The sequence below is a fragment of the Billgrantia antri genome (assembly GCF_017868935.1).
In the GTDB taxonomy this organism is placed as follows: domain Bacteria; phylum Pseudomonadota; class Gammaproteobacteria; order Pseudomonadales; family Halomonadaceae; genus Halomonas; species Halomonas antri.
This window is the reverse complement of sequence record NZ_CP053383.1, coordinates 1,309,619-1,327,682: the sequence shown is the minus strand read 5'-3', so window position 1 is coordinate 1,327,682 and position 18,064 is coordinate 1,309,619. Positions and strand designations below refer to the sequence as shown.

Annotated in this window: 14 protein-coding genes; 11 read left to right on the top strand and 3 right to left on the bottom strand. The window is 64.4% G+C overall.

Going from position 1 to position 18,064, the window contains the following annotated elements; all coding sequences use genetic code 11:
* The first annotated feature begins 9 nt into the window (after window positions 1–9).
* From HNO53_RS06320 to HNO53_RS06305, 4 genes are all read left to right on the top strand, one after another.
* Window positions 10–1,170, top strand: coding sequence for a Gfo/Idh/MocA family protein (locus tag HNO53_RS06320; RefSeq protein ID WP_242597559.1), 1,161 nt, complete (start codon window positions 10–12; stop codon window positions 1,168–1,170).
* Window positions 1,167–2,681: a sugar ABC transporter ATP-binding protein gene (locus HNO53_RS06315; protein ID WP_209477077.1), complete on the top strand. Its 1,515-nt coding sequence runs from the start codon at window positions 1,167–1,169 to the stop codon at window positions 2,679–2,681. The genes HNO53_RS06320 and HNO53_RS06315 overlap by 4 nt, the downstream gene beginning before the upstream one ends.
* Before the next feature lies 1 nt (window position 2,682).
* A complete protein-coding gene (locus tag HNO53_RS06310) occupies window positions 2,683–3,678 on the top strand; it encodes an ABC transporter permease (RefSeq protein ID WP_209477076.1) in 996 nt (331 codons plus the stop codon).
* A gap of 94 nt (window positions 3,679–3,772) precedes the next feature.
* On the top strand, window positions 3,773–4,741 hold the full coding sequence (locus HNO53_RS06305; protein WP_209477074.1) for a substrate-binding domain-containing protein: 969 nt from the start codon (window positions 3,773–3,775) through the stop codon (window positions 4,739–4,741).
* Between the two features lie 51 nt (window positions 4,742–4,792).
* Here the strand turns inward: HNO53_RS06305 and HNO53_RS06300 are convergent, their stop codons facing one another.
* Window positions 4,793–5,797 (bottom strand): glutathione S-transferase family protein, encoded by a 1,005-nt coding sequence (locus HNO53_RS06300; protein ID WP_209477072.1) that lies wholly within the window; start codon window positions 5,795–5,797, stop codon window positions 4,793–4,795.
* A 247-nt stretch (window positions 5,798–6,044) separates the two neighbouring features.
* Window positions 6,045–6,944, bottom strand: a complete 900-nt coding sequence (locus HNO53_RS06295; protein ID WP_209477070.1) for a LysR family transcriptional regulator — start codon at window positions 6,942–6,944, stop codon at window positions 6,045–6,047.
* A gap of 113 nt (window positions 6,945–7,057) precedes the next feature.
* Here HNO53_RS06295 and HNO53_RS06290 point away from each other — a divergent pair, with 113 nt between their 5' ends.
* From HNO53_RS06290 to HNO53_RS06275, 4 genes are all read left to right on the top strand, one after another.
* Window positions 7,058–7,906 carry a pirin family protein gene (locus HNO53_RS06290; RefSeq protein ID WP_209477068.1) on the top strand — a complete coding sequence of 283 codons (849 nt, stop codon included), beginning with the start codon at window positions 7,058–7,060 and terminating at the stop codon, window positions 7,904–7,906.
* Window positions 7,907–8,130: 224 nt separating this feature from the next.
* Entirely contained in the window at window positions 8,131–9,867 is a 1,737-nt protein-coding gene (locus HNO53_RS06285) for a peptidoglycan DD-metalloendopeptidase family protein (RefSeq protein WP_209477066.1), read from the top strand.
* A 93-nt stretch (window positions 9,868–9,960) separates the two neighbouring features.
* Entirely contained in the window at window positions 9,961–11,820 is a 1,860-nt protein-coding gene (locus HNO53_RS06280; protein WP_209478542.1) for an ABC transporter ATP-binding protein, read from the top strand.
* 465 nt (window positions 11,821–12,285) lie between these two features.
* On the top strand, window positions 12,286–12,552 hold the full coding sequence (locus tag HNO53_RS06275) for a hypothetical protein (RefSeq protein WP_209477064.1): 267 nt from the start codon (window positions 12,286–12,288) through the stop codon (window positions 12,550–12,552).
* Window positions 12,553–12,601: 49 nt separating this feature from the next.
* On the opposite strand, the gene HNO53_RS06270 is transcribed toward HNO53_RS06275, so the two are convergent.
* Window positions 12,602–14,233, bottom strand: a complete 1,632-nt coding sequence (locus tag HNO53_RS06270) for a L,D-transpeptidase family protein (protein WP_242597558.1) — start codon at window positions 14,231–14,233, stop codon at window positions 12,602–12,604.
* Window positions 14,234–14,404: 171 nt separating this feature from the next.
* On the opposite strand from HNO53_RS06270, the gene HNO53_RS06265 reads away from it, so the two are divergent.
* The 3 genes from HNO53_RS06265 (at window position 14,405) to HNO53_RS06255 (ending at window position 18,064) form a co-directional block, all read left to right on the top strand.
* Window positions 14,405–15,127: a murein L,D-transpeptidase catalytic domain family protein gene (locus tag HNO53_RS06265; protein ID WP_209477062.1), complete on the top strand. Its 723-nt coding sequence runs from the start codon at window positions 14,405–14,407 to the stop codon at window positions 15,125–15,127.
* Between the two features lie 296 nt (window positions 15,128–15,423).
* Window positions 15,424–16,776 (top strand): MFS transporter, encoded by a 1,353-nt coding sequence (locus tag HNO53_RS06260; protein ID WP_209477061.1) that lies wholly within the window; start codon window positions 15,424–15,426, stop codon window positions 16,774–16,776.
* A gap of 172 nt (window positions 16,777–16,948) precedes the next feature.
* Window positions 16,949–18,064 carry a histone deacetylase family protein gene (locus HNO53_RS06255; protein ID WP_242597557.1) on the top strand — a complete coding sequence of 372 codons (1,116 nt, stop codon included), beginning with the start codon at window positions 16,949–16,951 and terminating at the stop codon, window positions 18,062–18,064.

The window sequence follows — 18,064 nt, the reverse complement described above, 5'->3', positions numbered from 1 at the left end:
AGAGCGGATATGAATTCCATACCCCGGGAAACGCCACGGCGCCTGCGGCTGGCCATGGTCGGCGGCGGCCAGGGCGCGCTGATCGGCGGCGTGCACCGCATCGCCGCGCGCATGGACGATCGCTTCGAGCTGGTCGCCGGCAGTTTCTCGTCGCAGCCCGAACGCAACCGCGCCACGGCCCGCGAGTTGGGGGTGAACGATGCTCGCTGCTATGCCGACTATCAGGCCCTGCTCGCCGGCGAAGCCGAGCGTGAGGACGGCGCTGAAGTCGTCGCCATCGTGACGCCCAACCACCTGCACTTCCCGATGGCGCTGGCCTGCCTGGAGGCGGGCAAGCATGTGATCTGCGAGAAGCCGATGACGCTCGGCGTCGACGAGGCACAGCAACTGGCCGAGGCGGTGAAGCGCAGCGGCAGGCGCTTCGTGCTGATGCACAACTACGTCGGCTACCCGCTGGTACAATATGCCCGCGAGCTGGTGGCGCGCGGCGAGCTGGGCCGCCTTCGCAGCGTGCACGTGGAGTACGTCCAGGAGTGGCTCAGCGAAGCCCCCGGGGCGGACAACCGCCAGGCCGCCTGGCGCCTGGACCCGGCCAGGGCCGGGTCGGCGGGTTGCCTGGGCGATATCGGCGTACACGCCTTTCACCTGGCCCAGTTCATCAGCGGCCAGCGCGTCAGCGAGGTCAGCGCCGAGCTGTTCACCGCCGTGGCGGGGCGCGAGCTCGACGATAACGTGCACGCCCTGCTGCGCTTCGCCGGCGGTGCCCGGGGCATGCTGTGGGCCAGCCAAACCTCTCCCGGGTTCGAGAATGGACTCAGCATCCGCGTGGTGGGCGAGAAGGCCAGCCTGCGCTGGGCCCAGGAGTCGCCCAACGAACTCCACTTCGCCCCGCTCGACGGCCCGGCCCAGCGCCTGACGCGCCGTGACGACCGCCTCGGCGCCGACGTCGCCCGCGGCATTCGTATCCCCGGCGGCCACCCAGAAGGCTTTCTCGAGGCGTTTGCCAACCTCTATCAGGCGCTCGCCGATGACCTCGAAGGCACCGAGATGACGTGGCTGCCAAGCGTGGACGATGGGGTCGACGGCATGCGTTTCATCGCTGCCACACTCGCCTCGAGTCGCGCCGCGGGCGCCTGGACTCCGCTGCAGGACGAGGGAAACCAGCCATGAGCCATCCCGTCCTGCGCCTGGAAGGCATCAGCAAGGCCTTCGGCCCGGTCACGGTGCTCGAGAATATCGCCTTCGATCTCGCCCCGGGCGAAGTAGTGGGCATCCTCGGCGAGAACGGTGCAGGCAAGTCGACCCTGCTCAAGATCGTCAGCGGCGTGTATACGCCCAGCGCCGGCCGGGTGATCCTCGATGGACAGACCTTCAGCGCCCTCGACCCGATCACGGCACGCCGCCATGGCGTGGCGATGATCCCCCAGGAGTTCAACCTGGTCTCGACCCTGCGGGTCTACGAGAACGTGTTCCTCGGCCAGGAGCTGCGCCGAGGCGCCCTGCTCGACCGCGCCCGAATGCGTCAGCGCACCCGCGAGGTGCTGCATTCGCTGGCGGTGGAGCTCGACCCCGACCTGCCTATCGAGCGGCTCAGCGTGGCCGAGCGCCAGATGGTCGAAGTGGCCCGGGTGCTGGTCCACGATGCGCGCATCGTGATCCTCGACGAGCCCACCACGGTGCTGACCGACCGCGAGGTCGCGGTGCTGTTCGACGTGGTGCGCGCGCTGGTCGCCAAGGGCGTCGCGGTCTTGTTCATCTCGCACAAGCTCAAGGAGGTCAGGCAGCTCTGCGATCGGCTGCTGATCCTGCGCGACGGACAGCAGATCGAGCTGTGCCCGGCCGGCGAGCTCAGCGAGGAGGAGATGGCGTGCAAGATGGTGGGACGCGAACTGTCGCAGCTCTTTCCCGACAAGCGCGGCACACCGGGCGAGGCAGCCCTGCGGGTGCGCGATCTCGGCGTCGCCGGCCTGCTTCACGACATCGACTTTACCCTGCACCGCGGCGAGGTGCTGGGGCTTGCCGGGCTGGTCGGTTCGGGGCGCACCGAGATCGCCGAGACGATCATGGGTCTGCGGCGCAAGAGCACGGGCAAGATAGAGGTCGACGGCAGGCCGCTGGCCATCGACTCGCCGCGTACCGCGCATGCCAATGGCCTGGCCTACCTGTCGGAAGACCGCCAGGGCAAGGGCCTGGTGCTGCCATTCAACGTGATGGAGAACATCACCGCGCTGAGCCTGCCGCGCTACGTGCGCGGACTGATACGCCACCGCGCGGAGCGCCGCCGTGCCGAGGAGTATCAGCAGCGCCTGGCGATCAAGGCGGCACGGCTCAGCGACCCGGTGCAGCTACTCAGCGGCGGCAACCAGCAGAAGGTGTACCTCGCCAAGCTGCTGGACATCGACCCCGAGGTATTGATCCTCGACGAGCCCACCCGCGGCATCGACATCAACACCAAGCAGCAGATCTATCGGCTGATCCGCTCGCTGGCCGATCAGGGCAAGGCGGTGATGGTCATCTCCTCGGAGCTGGAGGAGATCATCGGCCTGTGCGACAGGGTGCTGGTGATACGCGAGGGGCGCATCGCTGCCGAACTCGACGACGAAGAGATCAACGAACGGGACATCATGCTCTATGCCGCCGGTGCACGCCAGCGCGGCCAGGCAGGTGCCGAGGTGCATTGACATGAACGACGCTTCGAACTCCAAGCCGATGGGTCAGCTGGGCCTGCAGCGACTGCGTCGGCTGCCGCTCAACGCCACCATCCTGGCGCCGCTGCTGGCGCTGATCATCCTCTTCATACTCTCGTCGCTGGCCAGCGAGTACTTCTTCGACGCGCGCAACATTTCCAACGTGCTGCGCCAGGTCTCCTATACCGGGATCATCGCCATCGGCATGACCTTCGTGATCATCGCTGGCGGCATCGACCTCTCGGTGGGCTCCATGGTGGCCCTGGTGGGGGTGCTGCTGCTCTATGTCGTCAATGCCATTGCCGACCCCATCCAGGGCGTGCTCCTCGGCATGCTGGCCGCGCTGGTGGCCGGCTCGCTGTTCGGCCTGTTCAACGGCCTGCTGGTCACCCGAGGGCGAATGGCCGCCTTCGTGGTGACGCTGGCCAGCATGTCGATTTTTCGCTCGCTGGCGCTCTACCTCACCGATGCCGGCGAAGTGACGACCCCCAACCCGCTCTTCTCCGAGATAGGCGGCGGTTATGTCCTCGGCCTGCCGATTCCGGTATGGACCTTCTTCGGTCTCGCCGCCGTCGCCCATGTCCTGCTGTTCCACACGCCCTTTGGGCGTCATGTGTGTGCCGTGGGCGCCAACCCGCAGGTGGCCCGCTATGCCGGCATTCGCGTCGAACGGGTGGTGCTCAGCACCTTCGTGATCGCCGGGATCTGCGTGGGTCTCTCTGCCATCATGCTGAGTTCGCGGCTCAACTCGGTCAGCCCCAGCGACGCCGGCTATTTCTACGAACTCGACGCCATCGCCGCGGTGGTGATAGGCGGCACGGCCCTGTCCGGCGGGCGCGGCTCGGTGTGGGGCACGGTAATCGGTGCGCTGATACTGGGCATCATCAACAACATGCTCAACCTGACCGGGGTCTCGCCCTACCTGCAGGGCCTGGTCAAGGGAGCCGTGATCCTGCTGGCGGTGCTGCTGCAGTACCGACGCACCGGCTGACTGGAGCCGATGGCCGGCGGATGAGAGCGCCGTGCCGTCATCGCTGGGTATGCCAGCCCATTCGTTCGACCACGATGCAACGGGAGTGACAACAATGACGATAACACGCGTTCTCAAGCAAACCGCGCTGACGGCCGCCCTGGTGGCCACCCCGCTGGCGGCCAGCGCGGAGGAGTATCACATCGGCGTGACCGTACCCTCCGCCGACCACGGCTGGACCGCCGGCTTGCTGTGGTGGGCGCAGCATGCCACCGAGGAACTGGCCGAGAAGCACGATGACGTCAGCTTCACGGTACTCTCGGCCAGTTCGGGAACCGCCCAGGTCTCGAACGTCGAGGATCTGATGATCCGCGACCTCGATGCCCTGGTGATCCTGCCCCACAATCCCGCCACGTTGCAGCAAGTGATCACCGAAGCCTACGAGTCGGGCATCTACACGGTGGTGGTCGATCGCGAGCTGGAAGAGCCGAGCCAGGACGTCTTCCTCGCCGGCGACAACCCGGGGCTGGGTGAAGTGGCGGCCCGCTACATGGCCGAGGAACTCGGCGGAGAAGGCAATATTCTGGTGCTTGAAGGCCCGCCCATTCCGATCAACTCTCAGCGCGTCGAGGCCTTCAATGCGGTGATGGCCGACTATCCCGACATCAACATTCTCGATTCCCAGGCCACCGACTGGAATCCGCAGAAGGCCCTGAGCGTGACCGAGGACCTGCTCGGCAGCAATCCGCAAGTCGATGCGATCTGGGCCGGCGACGACGACGTGCTGGTCTCGGCACTGCATGCAGTGGAAGAGAATGAGCGCGACGACGTCAAGCTGATCGTCGGCGGGGGCGGCTCGCAGCAGGTCATCGAGATGATCCGCAACGACCATCCGGTGGTTAGCGGCACGGTGACCTACCCGCCCAACATGATCGCCTCCGCCATCGCCCTGGCCGTGCACGGAGTGAAGGGCGAGCGGCTGGGCGACATGTATCACGGCGTACCGTCGCGGGTAATCCTCGCCGCCGACCTGATCACCGGCGACAACGTCGAGGAGTTCTATCAGCCCGAAGCCGCCTACTGAGCGAGCTCCACTGTGCGGCTCCGCCGCTCCTATCAGGAGCGGCGAACTCGGTCAGCGTTTCCGGCGAATCCCCTGCCCCGGCAGCCGCTCACGGTCGTGCGGCCGCGTGAAGTCGAGCAGCGGCCCCTTGGGCACGATGCGGGTCGGATTGATGGTGTCATGGCTGTAGTAGTAGTGGCGCTTGATGTGGTCCAGGCTTACCGTCTCGGCCACGCCCGGCCACTGATACAGCTCGCGCAGGTAGTGCGACAAATTCGGGTAGTCCTCGATGCGCCTGAAGTTGCACTTGAAGTGGCTGTAATAGACGGCATCGAAGCGCACCAGGGTGGTGAACAGGCGCACGTCGGCCTCGGTGAACCACTCGCCGGCCAGGTAGCGGTTATCGGCCAGGCGCGCCTCGACGCGGTCGAGCGCTTCGAACAGCGCCGTCACGTGCTTCTCGTAGACCTCCTGCTCGGTGGCGAAGCCCGCTTTATAGACGCCGTTATTGATATGCTCGTAGACGTCATCGTTGACCGTGTCGATGGTTTCGCGCAGATCCTCAGGATAGAAGTCGAGCCGGTTGCCAGTCACCTCGTCGAAGGCCTCGTTGAGGATGCGTACCAGTTCGGCAGACTCGTTGTTGACGATCCGCCCCTTCCGCTTGTCCCACAGCACCGGCACCGTGACTCGTCCGGTATAGTGCGGGTCGGTCAGGGTGTAGAGTTCGCGATGGTACTCGACGCCATTGACCGGATCGCCGCACGCCCCCTCGTGCTCATGGTAGCTCCAGCCCTGGTCGAGCATCAGTGGACTGACCCATGAAACGCCGATCAGGTCTTCCAGCCCCTTGAGCTTGCGCATGATCAGGGTGCGGTGGGCCCAGGGGCAGGCCAGCGAGACATACAGATGGAAGCGCCCCGCCTCCGCCGGTACCGCCCGCTGCCCTTCGGGCCCCGGGCTGCCGTCACGAGTGACCCAGTCACGCAGCTTGGCGGACTCTCGCACGAACTCGCCGCCGTGCTTCTTGGTGTCGTACCACTGGTCGTGCCACTTGCCGTCGATCAGCAGACCCATCATGTCCTCCGGATTCAGAAATGTCTGACTAAGGAAGCTCTGAACAAATCGACGAGCGAGATGAAGCGCAAGGCGCACGGAGCACAGGAACCGGAGCCTATGGGGTATAGGTGAGGATTCCGCGCACCGCGCAACGCAGCGATTCGCTCGCGCAGACATTTGTGCAGTGTTTCCGTAGCAGGTTAAACCGATTTGCTTGATGCTCAAGCGCAGTTTTTCCGCCCCTCACATCGAAAAAAACGAAAGATCACGCATCGCTCGGACATTCACTCGCCACGGCGTCCTTGAGCGCCAGGGCCATGGCATGGGTTGCGGGGCCCGCCCGGTCACGATCGCGGAAGATCATCTGCATGGGTACCTCGCGGATGCCACCGGCAGACAAAGGCAGCGGATGCAGTACACCGCTATTCAGGTCGTCATGAATGCGCGTCTCGGGCAGCCAGGCGAACCCCAGCCCGCGACGGATCATGTCGATGGAGGTCTCGAGATGGCTCACCGTCCAGCGCTGCTCTGCCTTCAGCCACCCGGCATCCATCGACTGGCGCAGCGCCGAGTCGCGCACCACCAGTTGGCGGTGACGCTGCAGGTCGCGCAGGTCGAGTTCGCGCTCCAGCGCGTGCAGCTCATGGTCGCGATGCGCTACCGCGATGAAGCGGATCGTCACCAGCGGCTCGCCGAGAAAGCCCTGTGCCGCCAGACCGGAAATGGCCAGGTCGGCACGGCCGTCGTAAAGCATCTCGATACCGCCATTGAGCACCGTCTCGTGAAGTTGAACACGCACATGGGGGTACGCGGTGGAGAATCGACTCAGCGCCACCGCCAGGGCGCCGGTGGGAAAGATCTGGTCGACTGACAACACCACCTCGGCCTCGAGCCCTTCGGACAGGCGACCGGCAACATCCTCCAACGCTTCGGCACTTTCGATCAGTTGTCGAGCCCGGCGCAGCAGCATCTCCCCGGCTTCGGTCAAGCGCACCTGACGCCCAACCGGTTCGAGCACCTGCACGCCAAGCTGTTGCTCCAGCTTGTGAACGGCGTGGTTGAGGGTGGAGGGGCTCTTGTGGACTGCCTCGGCGGCACGCGCGAACCCCCCATGGTCGACGACTGCCGCAAGCATCTGCCACTGGGCCAGGGTGACACGAGACATATTCGACTTCCTCGAATGAAAGCTGCAAAACGTTGCGCTTAATTTTCGAAAAATCCGGTCTAGAATGCCACACATATCCACCTAGACAGAACCATTGAGGGAGACCGCAGACCATGGTCGCCAGCCCCAACTTTCGCCACGTCGAAGGCCTGATCCAGAGCCACCCCAGCCAGGATGGCGACGGCGTACACATTCAGCGCATTCACCGCTTCGACGGCGAACTCGACCCCTTCTTGATGCTCGACGAGCTCGGCTCCGACCGACCCGACGACTATATCGGCGGCTTTCCGCCGCATCCGCATCGCGGTATGCAAACGCTGACCTACATCCTCCATGGCGGTATCACCCATGAGGATCACCTGGGCCACAGCAGCACCATCCAGGCCGGCGATGCCCAGTGGATGCACACCGGCCGTGGCATCGTGCATTCCGAAATGCCGCTGACCGACAGCCAGGGCCTGCACGGCTTTCAGCTGTGGCTCAACCTTCCGGCGCGAGACAAGATGAGCGAGCCACGCTATCGCGACGTGCGCAGCGACGAAATGCCACGCCTGGAGTTGCAACAGGCGGTATTGATCGCCTTGGGCGGGAGCTGGTCATCCGTAGCGGGCGAGCGAATTTGCGGCCCGCTGGAACACTTGGCGGGAGAGGGTGCCATTGCCCATGCGCTTATCGAGGCTGGCGGCGAGCTGATGCTCGAGGCAGGCAGCGAGACGCTGGCGGTTTACGTCTTCGAGGGCAACCTGCAGATCGCCGGCGAGAGCGTCGCGGCCGGCCAACTGGCGCGGCTGGGAAGTGGCGACACACTGGCTCTCGCCAGCCGGGAAGGTGCGCAGTGCCTGCTGCTCGCCGGTACACCTCACCGCGAGCCGATCGCACATTACGGGCCTTTCGTGATGAACCACACGCACGAGATCGAACAAGCCCTGCGCGACTATCGCAACGGCAGCTTCACGGGCTGACCCTGGCGCCTATTTACCGAACAGGGGTTGTTTCCTATCGTTTATTCGCGTTCAATGACTTTACTGAACAGTGTTCGGCAATGTTCCGACCGCCTGGGGCCTCACATGAGCCGCTCCAGGCGCGTCTTGCTGTACGTACGTACAGTCTAGGCAGGCCATATATCATGGGTTAAGGTTCCCCAGGCTTTTTATATTCTTGTCATCTTTTTTTATGGCCAATGCCCATGTTGCGAATCCTCCATTCGCTGCCCCGCACGCATAAGTTACTGCTGCTACCCGTCGCCACCATGGTGACCGTGCTGGGCGCTCAAAAAATCGTTACCCTCGTCGAGAATACCCAGCGAGAGGGGCAGGTTCCCGAAACCGTTCTCTTCCCTCTCTCGCCCGAGGCTCATCCCGGCCTCCCCGCTCTCAACAGCGAACGCTACTCCGTCGCCGATGCCATAGAGATCGCCACTCAGGCCATCGACGCCACCCGAGACTACATCCCCCTCTCCCAGTTGCAGCCCAGCGAGATCGTCGATCTCTCCGGGGTCACCGTGGCCCAGGCGGGGCAAGAGTCACCCCCCGTCGCTGCCGAGTTCGATGCCGCTACCGCCCGCCCCGCCACGACCGGCGATGACAGCGGCATCGAACTGGCAACGGAACTGGATTCCGGTGCGCTGCACATGGCCATGGTGATCGGCACCCTGGCCAGTGGCATGCTCGACGACACGCATACCGACGACGAGGCGCTGGCCGCCGACGCGACCTCCTACGAAGACTACCCGGACGAGGAGCTGGCACTGTTCGATGATGGCCCGATCCACTTCGATGATGAGATCGCCGCCGCCGAACCCCACGTGCCGGAATGGCGCACCTATACCGTACAGCAGGGCGATACCTTCGCCGTTCTGGCCCAGAACGAACTCGGGCTTGGCTACAGCGAAGCCATGCGCATGCTCGAGGACATGCCGGACCAGCGTCTGCTGACCCATTGGCGAGTCGGCAACACCTTCGAGTATCAGCTCGACGAGCAGGATCGGCTGCTGGCCCTGCGAATCATGAAGAATGCTCGCGAAGGCTACATGCTCGAGCGCGACGGAGACGGTTTCGATGTCGCCACCATCGAGCGTGCCGGCGAGGCCACCCAGCGGCTGTTCGCCGGCAGCGTCAGCGGCAGCTTTGCCCGCTCCGCCCAGGCCACCGGCCTATCCAGCACCGAAGTGGCCCAGATATCGCGCCTGCTGGAGAAGAAGCTCGATTTTCGCCGCGACACACGCCGTGGCGATGAGTTCCAGGTGCTGATCGAATCCGACATCATTGACGGCACCAGCTTCGACTCCCGTGTGCTCGCCATCGAGTACCAGGGCGCCCGCATGGACCTCACGCTGGTACGCAACAGCGAAGACAACAACTTCTATACGCCCGACGGGCAGAGCCTCGACCCGGCCTTCAGCCGCTATCCCTTCGAGGGCAGCTACCGCTTGAGCTCCAGTTTCAACCCGCGCCGCCTGCATCCGGTCACCGGGCGCGTCAGTCCGCATCGCGGCACCGACTGGGCCATGCCCATCGGCACACCGGTCGTCGCCCCGGCTGACGGTCGCGTCGAGAAGGTAGGCAACCACCCCATGGCGGGTCGCTACATCGTGGTTCGCCACGACAACGGCTACCGCACGCGCTACCTCCATCTCTCGCGTGCAATGGTGAATCGCGGCGACCGCGTCTCGATGGGGGAACGCATCGCGCTGTCCGGCAACACCGGCCGCAGCACCGGGCCTCACCTGCATTACGAGGTCATCGTCAACAACAACGCTGTCGATGCCATGAAGGTCGAGCTGCCAGAGAGCCAGAGCCTCGAGGGCGAGCGTCTGGTGGCCTTCCAGCGCGAAGCGGAGCCGCTGCTTGCCACACTGCGCTCCGGCCAGACCGGCCCGGTGGTGGCTCAGACCTCAGCCGACGCCGAAAGCGACGACGACTGATCGCATCTCGATCAGCCGCCAGCATGACATGCGACGCCCTGCTTCCGAGCAGGGCGTCGTTCCTTGAACCGGAGCTCTCTCCCCACACCGCCCATGCGCCGCACTTCGCCCGCCCCACCGCCTCCCGGCGGTCAACGCCTGACGGCCTTCTTCGGCGTGTTCCGTTACAGCCGCCGTGCCTTGGCGCTGGTATGGCAAACCTCACACATGCTCACCCTGGGGCTCGCGGCCTGCACCCTGATCGCCGGCGTGTTGCCGGCGGTGGCCGCCTGGGTCGGCCAACTGATCGTCGACTCGGTGGTCGCTGCCATGGCCCACCACCGCGATACCGGCACCTCGCCGAGCTTCGAGTCGACCTGGCCGGTGATGCGCTACGTGCTGGCGGAAGCCGGAGTGATCGCCGTCATCGCCCTGGCTCAGCGCGGCCTCTCGGCCCAGCAGTCGCTGTTGCGCGCACTGCTCGGTCAGAAGGTCAACGTGATGATCCTCGAGAAGGCCGGCACGCTGTCGCTTGCCCAGTTCGAAGACAGCGAGTTCTACGACAAGCTCACCCGCGCCCGGCGCGAGGCATCGACCCGACCGCTGGGGCTGGTCAACAAGACCTTTTCGCTCGCGCAGAACGGCATCTCACTGGCCAGCTTCGGAGTGCTGCTGGTGCAGTTCTCGCCCTGGGCGATCGGGATTCTGGTGCTCGGCGCGCTGCCGGTATTCGTTTCGGAAGCCAAGTTCTCCGGCGATGCCTTCCGCCTGTTCCGCTGGCGCTCGCCCCAGACCCGCATGCAGATGTATCTGGAGACCGTGCTGGCCCGGGAGGACAGCATCAAGGAGGTCAAGCTGTTCGGGCTGGAGCCGTTGCTGCTCGAGCGCTACCGGCGCATCTTCGACATGCTTTACGGCGAGGACCGGCGCCTGACGATTCGCCGCGAGAGCTGGGGCTTCCTGCTCGGCCTGCTGGGCACGCTGGCGTTCTATGGCGCCTATGCCTGGGTGGTGGTGGAAACGATCTCGGGTACGCTGACCCTGGGCGAGATGACCATGTACCTGATGGTGTTCAAGCAGGGCCAGGCGGCGCTGTCGGCCAGCCTCACCTCGATCAGCGGCATGTACGAGGACAACCTCTACCTGTCGAATCTCTACGAGTACCTGGAGCAGCCGGTGGCTGCCGAAGGCGGTACCCGCACCCGCGGCGTTAGGCCCGGTGAGGGCATTCGCTTCGAAGGCGTGGGCTTCACCTATCCCGGTGCCGAGACAGCGGCGCTGCACGACGTATCACTGCACCTCACACCGGGCCACAGCCTGGCGCTGGTGGGTGCCAACGGTTCCGGCAAGACCACCCTGATCAAGTTGCTCACCCGCCTCTACGAGCCCAGTGAAGGCCGCATCCTGCTCGACGGCAGCGACCTGCGCGAGTGGGACGTCCACACCCTGCGGCGACGCATCGGCGTGATCTTCCAGGACTTCGTGCGCTACCAGCTCAAGGTGGGGGAAAACCTGGGTGCCGGCGATGTCGAGGCCTTCGCCGACGAGGCACGCTGGCACGAAGCGGCCGAGCGCGGGCTGGCCGATGAATTCATCCGCGATATGCCCGGCGGCTACCACACCCAGCTGGGTCGCTGGTTCAAGGGGGGGCAGGAGCTCTCCGGCGGCCAGTGGCAGAAGATCGCCCTGGCGCGGGCCTACATGCGCGAGAGCGCCGACATTCTGGTGCTCGACGAACCCACCGCAGCCATGGACGCCGCCGCCGAGGCCGCCGTCTATGCCGACTTCCGCGAGCATCGTCGCGACAAGATGACCATTCTCATCTCGCACCGCTTCTCCACGGTGCGTGCCGCCGACCAGATCCTGGTGATCGACGGCGGCGAGGTCATCGAGCGCGGCGACCACGACAGCCTGATGACGCAGAACGGCCGCTATGCTCGGCTGTTTAGGCTGCAGGCCGAAGGCTACCGCTAGGCTTTACGAAAACTGTCTGCGCTCGCCCATACTGCGTTAAAAATCGGCTCAAAGTACTCATTTACACCACGTAAACTCCGTCTTTTTGCCGATTTTTGCCTTGTCTGGCCATTGCTCGCCGACTTTTCGTACAAAGCCTGATCTACTTGCTCGACTTATCGGTTGACGCTTGTTGAGCGCTTGACTATAAGAAAAGAGTCGCATCGCCGATGCGGCACAATTCAACCCTCTCAATCGAGACGCGTTCCTCATGCGCTGGCTATCCATTGGCAACAAGGCAAACTGGCAACATCGCGTAAACAATTGCGCGATGCGTACCCGTTTGCTGCTGCCGTGTGCCGGCCGTCGAAACGACGACACTTGAAGGACGCTGGCCGCGGCACTTGTCGCGGCCAAGCCTGAACTCCCATTTCTCGCCCGTCGCGCTCAAGTTCCCGGCCTCCCTGACTCAAGGAGACCGAGATCATGGCAGCACTACGCACAACCCGTCGCCTGCTTCGCGCCGTACGCAGCTTCTACGCCAATCGTCAGCGCGATGCCCTGCTGCGCGACTGCGACCCACGCATGCTCAAGGATATCGGCCTGCGCTGGGAGCGCGGCAAGCTGGTGCCGCTCGACCCGGAGCGTTTCGCCCTCGGCAAGCCGGAAACCGCTGAGGCTTCCGCCACCGTCGTCGAGGCCGGTGAACGCTCCACTGAGATCTGTCCGCGCTGCGGGGCCCCCCTGGCTTAGCCTCGGCCCCGGCCACAGGAAGTGGCCGGGGCCTTCCCCTTTCGTTCTCTCACAGCACCAGCGGGCGATCCAGCGCTCGCAGCAGCTCGTCGTCGCGTTCGTAGATGTCGGGACGGAACGAGAGTTCTCCATCCTCGCCGGGGTTCACCGTCCAATAGTGGATGATGACCGGCATGCGATTGGCCAGGCGTACGTTCTGCGTCTCGCCGCTATCTATTCGCCCCTCCACGTCGTGATCGCTGTGGGTATCGTCTAGCAGCAGCTGGCCCAGCTCGCGAATGTTCTCGACACGGATGCAGCCGGAGCTGAAGGCACGCTGTTCGCGAGAAAAGAGATCCTGGGCCGGGGTATCGTGGAGATAGACCATATGGTCGTTGGGAAAGCGGATGACGAGTTGTCCCAGGGCGTTCTGCGGCCCCGGGGCCTGGCGCAGGACGATGTTGCCGGGATTGTCCCAGTCGATCTCCCAAGGGTCGAGGGGCGTGCCCGACGGGCTCAGCACCTGGATCCGCTCGCGCCACAGATAGCCGAGATCCTGCCGCACCTTGGGTAATACGTCCTCGCGCTTGATGGTGGGCGGTATCGTCCAGGTGGGGTTCACCGTCAAGTGGGTGATTTCCGAGCGTAGCGAGGGCGTACGCCGATAGGGCCGCCCCACCACGATGCGCGAACGCCAGATCTGGCCGTCAGGGCGATAATAACTGAGCCGGTAGCCGGCAATATCGACCAGCACGAAGGACTCCGGCAAGCCGTGCAACAGCCAGCGGGCGCGTTCCATGTTGAGGCGGATCTGGTCGATACGGCGCTCCACCGGAACGTTGAGTGCAGCCAGGGTCTGGCGCCCGACGATCCCGTCCGCCTCCAGCAGGTGCCGACGCTGGAAGCGCTTTACCGCGGCCTCGAGGCTGGCATCGTAGCGTCGCGGGTCAGGCGCCACGAGCTCGCCACCAGGAAAGACATCGTTATCGGCGATCAGTATTTCGAGTTCACTGATGACCGCCAGGCGCTCGCGCAACAGCGGGACATCTTCGTCGACGTCCCCCGGACGCAACGCCTGCTGCCGCTCCGGCAGGCGCGGCCAGCCGCCCAGTTTCTCGATATTGCGATAGCGCGCCAGCCCCGACCGCAGCCGCTGGTAGGGAACGAAACCCGGCCGCACTTCGCCGATCAGCGCCTCGAATCTCTGCTGGTCCACGGCACCGGATACAGTCGCAAGGGAGAAATCGGGAGGCGAAACTGGCACTTCCCAGCCGGTATCGAGCGCTTCGGGGTCGACCTTGCCGCGCTGCAGATGATCGAGCGCCATCAGCAGCTGTCGCGTGGCAAACAGGTCATATTGCGCCTGCGCCTCGACATCGGCACCGTCCTCATAGACCGCTCGATGCCGATTCCTCAACTCATCCGGGCGATAATCCTGAGGATGAAGCCCATCACTTTCGAGGGTATGTAGCGCCGAAGTGAACGCAGCCACCGCGTCGGCATCCTGCCAGGCAGGACGATAGTCACGTAGCGCATAAAAAGCCTGCATGCGCGGGTCCTGCTCGGCGACCTGCCGGACCAGCTCACCGGTGATGCCACCGGCATCGGCCCCCCGCCCTGTCGCCTCCTGCTCGGCCCAGGCCAGCGGCCCAGCCCCAAGCAGCAGTATTCCCCAGATCCCCATCCATGTAATTAGCCGCATCTATGGCTCCTGCTCCGTTGATGGCTGGTTTGGCCTTCCTGGCCACTCTCCCCATAATAGTGCCTGGTACATGGCGGCAAACCAGCCGGCCCATCTACCTTACTTACCTTATTTAAAATTTTCGCGTTTCCGCATGCACGACATGTGGAATCCACGTTACAGGCATGCTCGATGCGTTTTCACCTCACACTGCCACTTTCGCTATCGACCCTAGCGGCCTCCCTGCTGGCTGCCCTGCCCTCCGCCCAGGCCGGCGATTTCCTCGCCCAGGCCGGGCTCTCCTCTCCCCAGCCGCTGCTGAGCCAGACCCTGACCCGCCTCGCGCCGGATGCCGACCCCCAGGTGCTTAAGCTTGCCGCCAGCGCCTTGGCCTGCGCCGAGCCCGACGCCGAGCGGCTGGCGGTCATCGACTTCTCGCGCCCCTCGAGCGAGCCGCGCCTATGGGTCTTCGACCTGGCACGAGAACGGCTGCTGTTCGAAGAGCTGGTTTCCCATGGCCGCGGTTCGGGTGATGCCGAAGCCACGCGGTTCTCAAACACGCCCGAGAGCTACCAGTCGAGCCTGGGGCTGTTTCGCACCATGAACAGCTACTACGGCAGCAACGGCTATTCGCTACGCCTGGAGGGGCTGGAAGCCGGCGTCAACGACCAGGCCTACCAGCGCGCCATCGTGATTCATGGCGCCGATTACGTCAGCGAGTCCTTCATCCAGAAAACCGGACGACTGGGCCGCAGCCACGGTTGCCCCGCCGTGCGCCAGGAAGTGACCTATCCCCTGATCGACAGCATCAAGGAGGATCACTACCTGTTTGCCTATTACCCCGATCCCGAGTGGTTGGAAAACTCGGCCTTCCTTAGCTGCGACCGATCCCCCACGCAGCTGGCCATGTACTGAATCGGCGTGAACGGAGAGAGCCCCCTATTGGCACCAGCAGGGGGCATCGCTCTGCGGCACTGCACCATTCTTATCACGTCGACACGCGCTCCCGGCCACTCTCTTCCTCCCCCATCAAACCACAACCCATTGTTCTAAAAGAACATGCCAGTGATATGGCAAATAGGTTGCTTGACATAAGTCAATGCTGGGTAGGCGTGGACCAGACTTCCTGAGGAAGTACGAGTGCGTCAGACCTGACCTTCAACGGAGAAGGGCGAAAACACGTATCGGCAATCCGTACGAGGTCAAAGCCCATGGAAATTCGCAACAAGGCGAACCGTATTCGCCTCCTGAACCTGCGCACCCCCCAGATGCGCGCCTTCCACTTCTCCTGGCTCGCCTTCCATCTCTGTTTCTTTGGCTGGTTCGGCATCGCCCCACTGATGGCCGTCGTGCGCGACGACCTGGGCCTGACCAAGACCCAGATCGGCAATACCATCATTGCCTCGGTGGCGATCACCATCCTGGTGCGCCTGGTAATGGGAGTGCTGTGCGACCGCATCGGGCCGCGCAAGGCCTATACCTGGCTGCTGTGCCTGGGTTCGCTGCCGGTCATGGGCATCGGCCTGGCCTCGAGCTTCGAAACCTTCTTCCTGGCGCGCCTGGCCATCGGCGCCATCGGTGCCTCTTTCGTTATCACCCAGTACCACACTTCGGTGATGTTCGCGCCCAACGTGGTCGGCACCGCCAACGCCACCTCGGCCGGCTGGGGCAACCTGGGTGGAGGTACCACGCAGATCCTGATGCCGCTGATCTTCACCGGCATCCTGATGCTCGGCGTCAACGAGGCGCTCGGCTGGCGCCTGGCGATGATGGTCCCGGGGGTGGTGCTGTTCTTCGCCGGTATCGCCTACTACCGCTTTACCCAGGATGCCCCCGACGGCAACTTCGCCGAGCTTCGCGCCCGTGGCGAGCTTGCCGAAGCCAACGGTGAACACGGCATGGGCGCTAGCTTCAAGGCCGCGGCCAAGGACATCCGCGTGTGGGCACTGTTCGTGGTGTATGCCGCCTGCTTCGGCGTCGAACTGACGATCAACAACATCGCCGCCATCTACTTCTTCGACAACTTCGACCTGACCCTGGCCACCGCGGGCATGATCGCCGGCCTGTTCGGGCTGATGAACATCTTCGCGCGCACCCTGGGGGGTATCTTCTCCGACCTGTTCGCCCGCACTGGCGGGCTCAAGGGGCGGGTACGCTGGCTGTTCATCGCCATGCTCTGCGAAGGCATCGCGCTGATGTTCTTCTCGCAGATGCACGTGCTGTCGTATGCCATCGGCATCATGCTGGTGTTCAGCCTGTTCGTGCAGATGGCCGAAGGGGCGACCTTCGGTGTGGTGCCCTTCATCAACAAGAAGGCGCTGGGCGCGGTAGCCGGCATCGTCGGCGCCGGTGGCAACGCCGGCGCCGTGGCAGCCGGCTTCCTGTTCCGCTCGGAGACGATCTCCTACCAGCAGGGGCTGTTTTATCTGGGCATCGCCGTGGTGATCGCCTCGCTGTGCGCCCTGGTCGTGCGCTTCTCGACCGAGGTCGAAGCCGAGGAGGCCAAGGCCTACACCGACGCGGTGGGCGAAGACACCAATGCCGGTGCACTGTCACTGCGCTGAGTGCCTCCTAGGCTAGCCGACCGAACGAAGGCGCCTGCCCGGGTTCCCGTGACGACGTCATGCGAACCCGGGCAGGCGCCATCGTCTTGAGGCGGTGCTGCCTCTACGTGGACGGCCTTCCCAGAGGCGCTATGCTGGAACACAAGCCGAGCGTTGTCTCAGGGAGCAGCATGTGGCCGAGCCCAATAGCGTCATAGCGTTCTATGACGAGCGCGTCCTGTCCCACCAGCCCGACGCCAAGGCGCCCTTCCCGCCCGGGCGCATGGAACGTCGCATTCGCCAACTGCTCTCCTCATTGAACAAGCCCTGGTCCTACCCGGAGCACGCCGGCCGGTTGACCGCCATTCGTCATCTGCTCGAGCTGGAACCGATACCGGGCCTGCACTTCGAGTGCGGTAGGGTCGCCACACGAGAGCAGCTGGGGCGAGTTCACACCAGCACGTATCTCAACCATATCTTCGAGCTACGCGGCAAGCATGCCTGGCTCGACGTCGACACCACGGCCGTTTCCCCCGGCAGCATCGAGGCAGCCGAAGTGGCGGCCGGCACCGCCGTCGCCGCCGTGGAAGCGGTGCTGGACGACCGTGCAGAGAGCGCCTTTGCCCTGGTGCGCCCTCCCGGCCATCATGCCGAACCGGTTCGCGCCCGGGGCTTCTGCCTGTTCAACAACGTGGCGGTCGCCGCCGCTCACGCTCAGGCGGCATACAGCTGCCAGCGAGTCCTGATCGTGGATTGGGACGCCCACCATGGCAATGGCACCCAGGACATCTTCTACGCCGACCCCGATGTGCTGTTCTTCGACATTCATCGTGCGTCGCCCTTCTATCCGGGCTCGGGGCAGTTGGAAGACACCGGAGTCGGCCTGGGGGAAGGCACCACGGTGAACGTCCCTTTACCGGCAGGAGCTGGTGATCAAGCCTACATGAAGGCCTTCAACGACATCCTCGTACCAGCAGCCGAATGGTTCGAGCCGGACCTGGTCCTGGTCTCGGCCGGATTCGATCCGCATGCCTTCGACCTGGCCCTGAATGTCTCCTTCGAGGGCTTCGCGGCCATGACCGGCGTGGTACGGGATATCGCTCGCCGCCATTGCCAGGGGCGGCTGGTATTCGTGCTGGAGGGAGGCTACCACCTCATCGCCTTGTCGCGTGGCGTGCGGGCGGTACTCGACGTGCTGGCCGGCGGTGAGATCCCCAAGCCCGGTATCGCAGGCCTGGCCGAGGCCGAGTTGGCCGCCGACTACCACCGCCAGGCGTTCATCGCCGACGATTCGGAGGAGGCATCGTGA

Bases quoted from the DNA above. Each gene is read 5' to 3' on its own strand.
- HNO53_RS06295 (WP_209477070.1), bottom strand. From the start codon at position 6,944: ATGTCTCGTGTCACCCTGGCCCAGTGGCAGATGCTTGCGGCAGTCGTC.
- HNO53_RS06260 (WP_209477061.1), top strand. From the start codon at position 15,424: ATGGAAATTCGCAACAAGGCGAACCGTATTCGCCTCCTGAACCTGCGC.
- HNO53_RS06265 (WP_209477062.1), top strand. From the start codon at position 14,405: ATGCGTTTTCACCTCACACTGCCACTTTCGCTATCGACCCTAGCGGCC.
- HNO53_RS06280 (WP_209478542.1), top strand. From the start codon at position 9,961: ATGCGCCGCACTTCGCCCGCCCCACCGCCTCCCGGCGGTCAACGCCTG.
- HNO53_RS06300 (WP_209477072.1), bottom strand. From the start codon at position 5,797: ATGGGTCTGCTGATCGACGGCAAGTGGCACGACCAGTGGTACGACACC.
- HNO53_RS06290 (WP_209477068.1), top strand. From the start codon at position 7,058: ATGGTCGCCAGCCCCAACTTTCGCCACGTCGAAGGCCTGATCCAGAGC.
- HNO53_RS06285 (WP_209477066.1), top strand. From the start codon at position 8,131: ATGTTGCGAATCCTCCATTCGCTGCCCCGCACGCATAAGTTACTGCTG.
- HNO53_RS06315 (WP_209477077.1), top strand. From the start codon at position 1,167: ATGAGCCATCCCGTCCTGCGCCTGGAAGGCATCAGCAAGGCCTTCGGC.
- HNO53_RS06275 (WP_209477064.1), top strand. From the start codon at position 12,286: ATGGCAGCACTACGCACAACCCGTCGCCTGCTTCGCGCCGTACGCAGC.
- HNO53_RS06310 (WP_209477076.1), top strand. From the start codon at position 2,683: ATGAACGACGCTTCGAACTCCAAGCCGATGGGTCAGCTGGGCCTGCAG.
- HNO53_RS06270 (WP_242597558.1), bottom strand. From the start codon at position 14,233: ATGCGGCTAATTACATGGATGGGGATCTGGGGAATACTGCTGCTTGGG.
- HNO53_RS06320 (WP_242597559.1), top strand. From the start codon at position 10: ATGAATTCCATACCCCGGGAAACGCCACGGCGCCTGCGGCTGGCCATG.
- HNO53_RS06305 (WP_209477074.1), top strand. From the start codon at position 3,773: ATGACGATAACACGCGTTCTCAAGCAAACCGCGCTGACGGCCGCCCTG.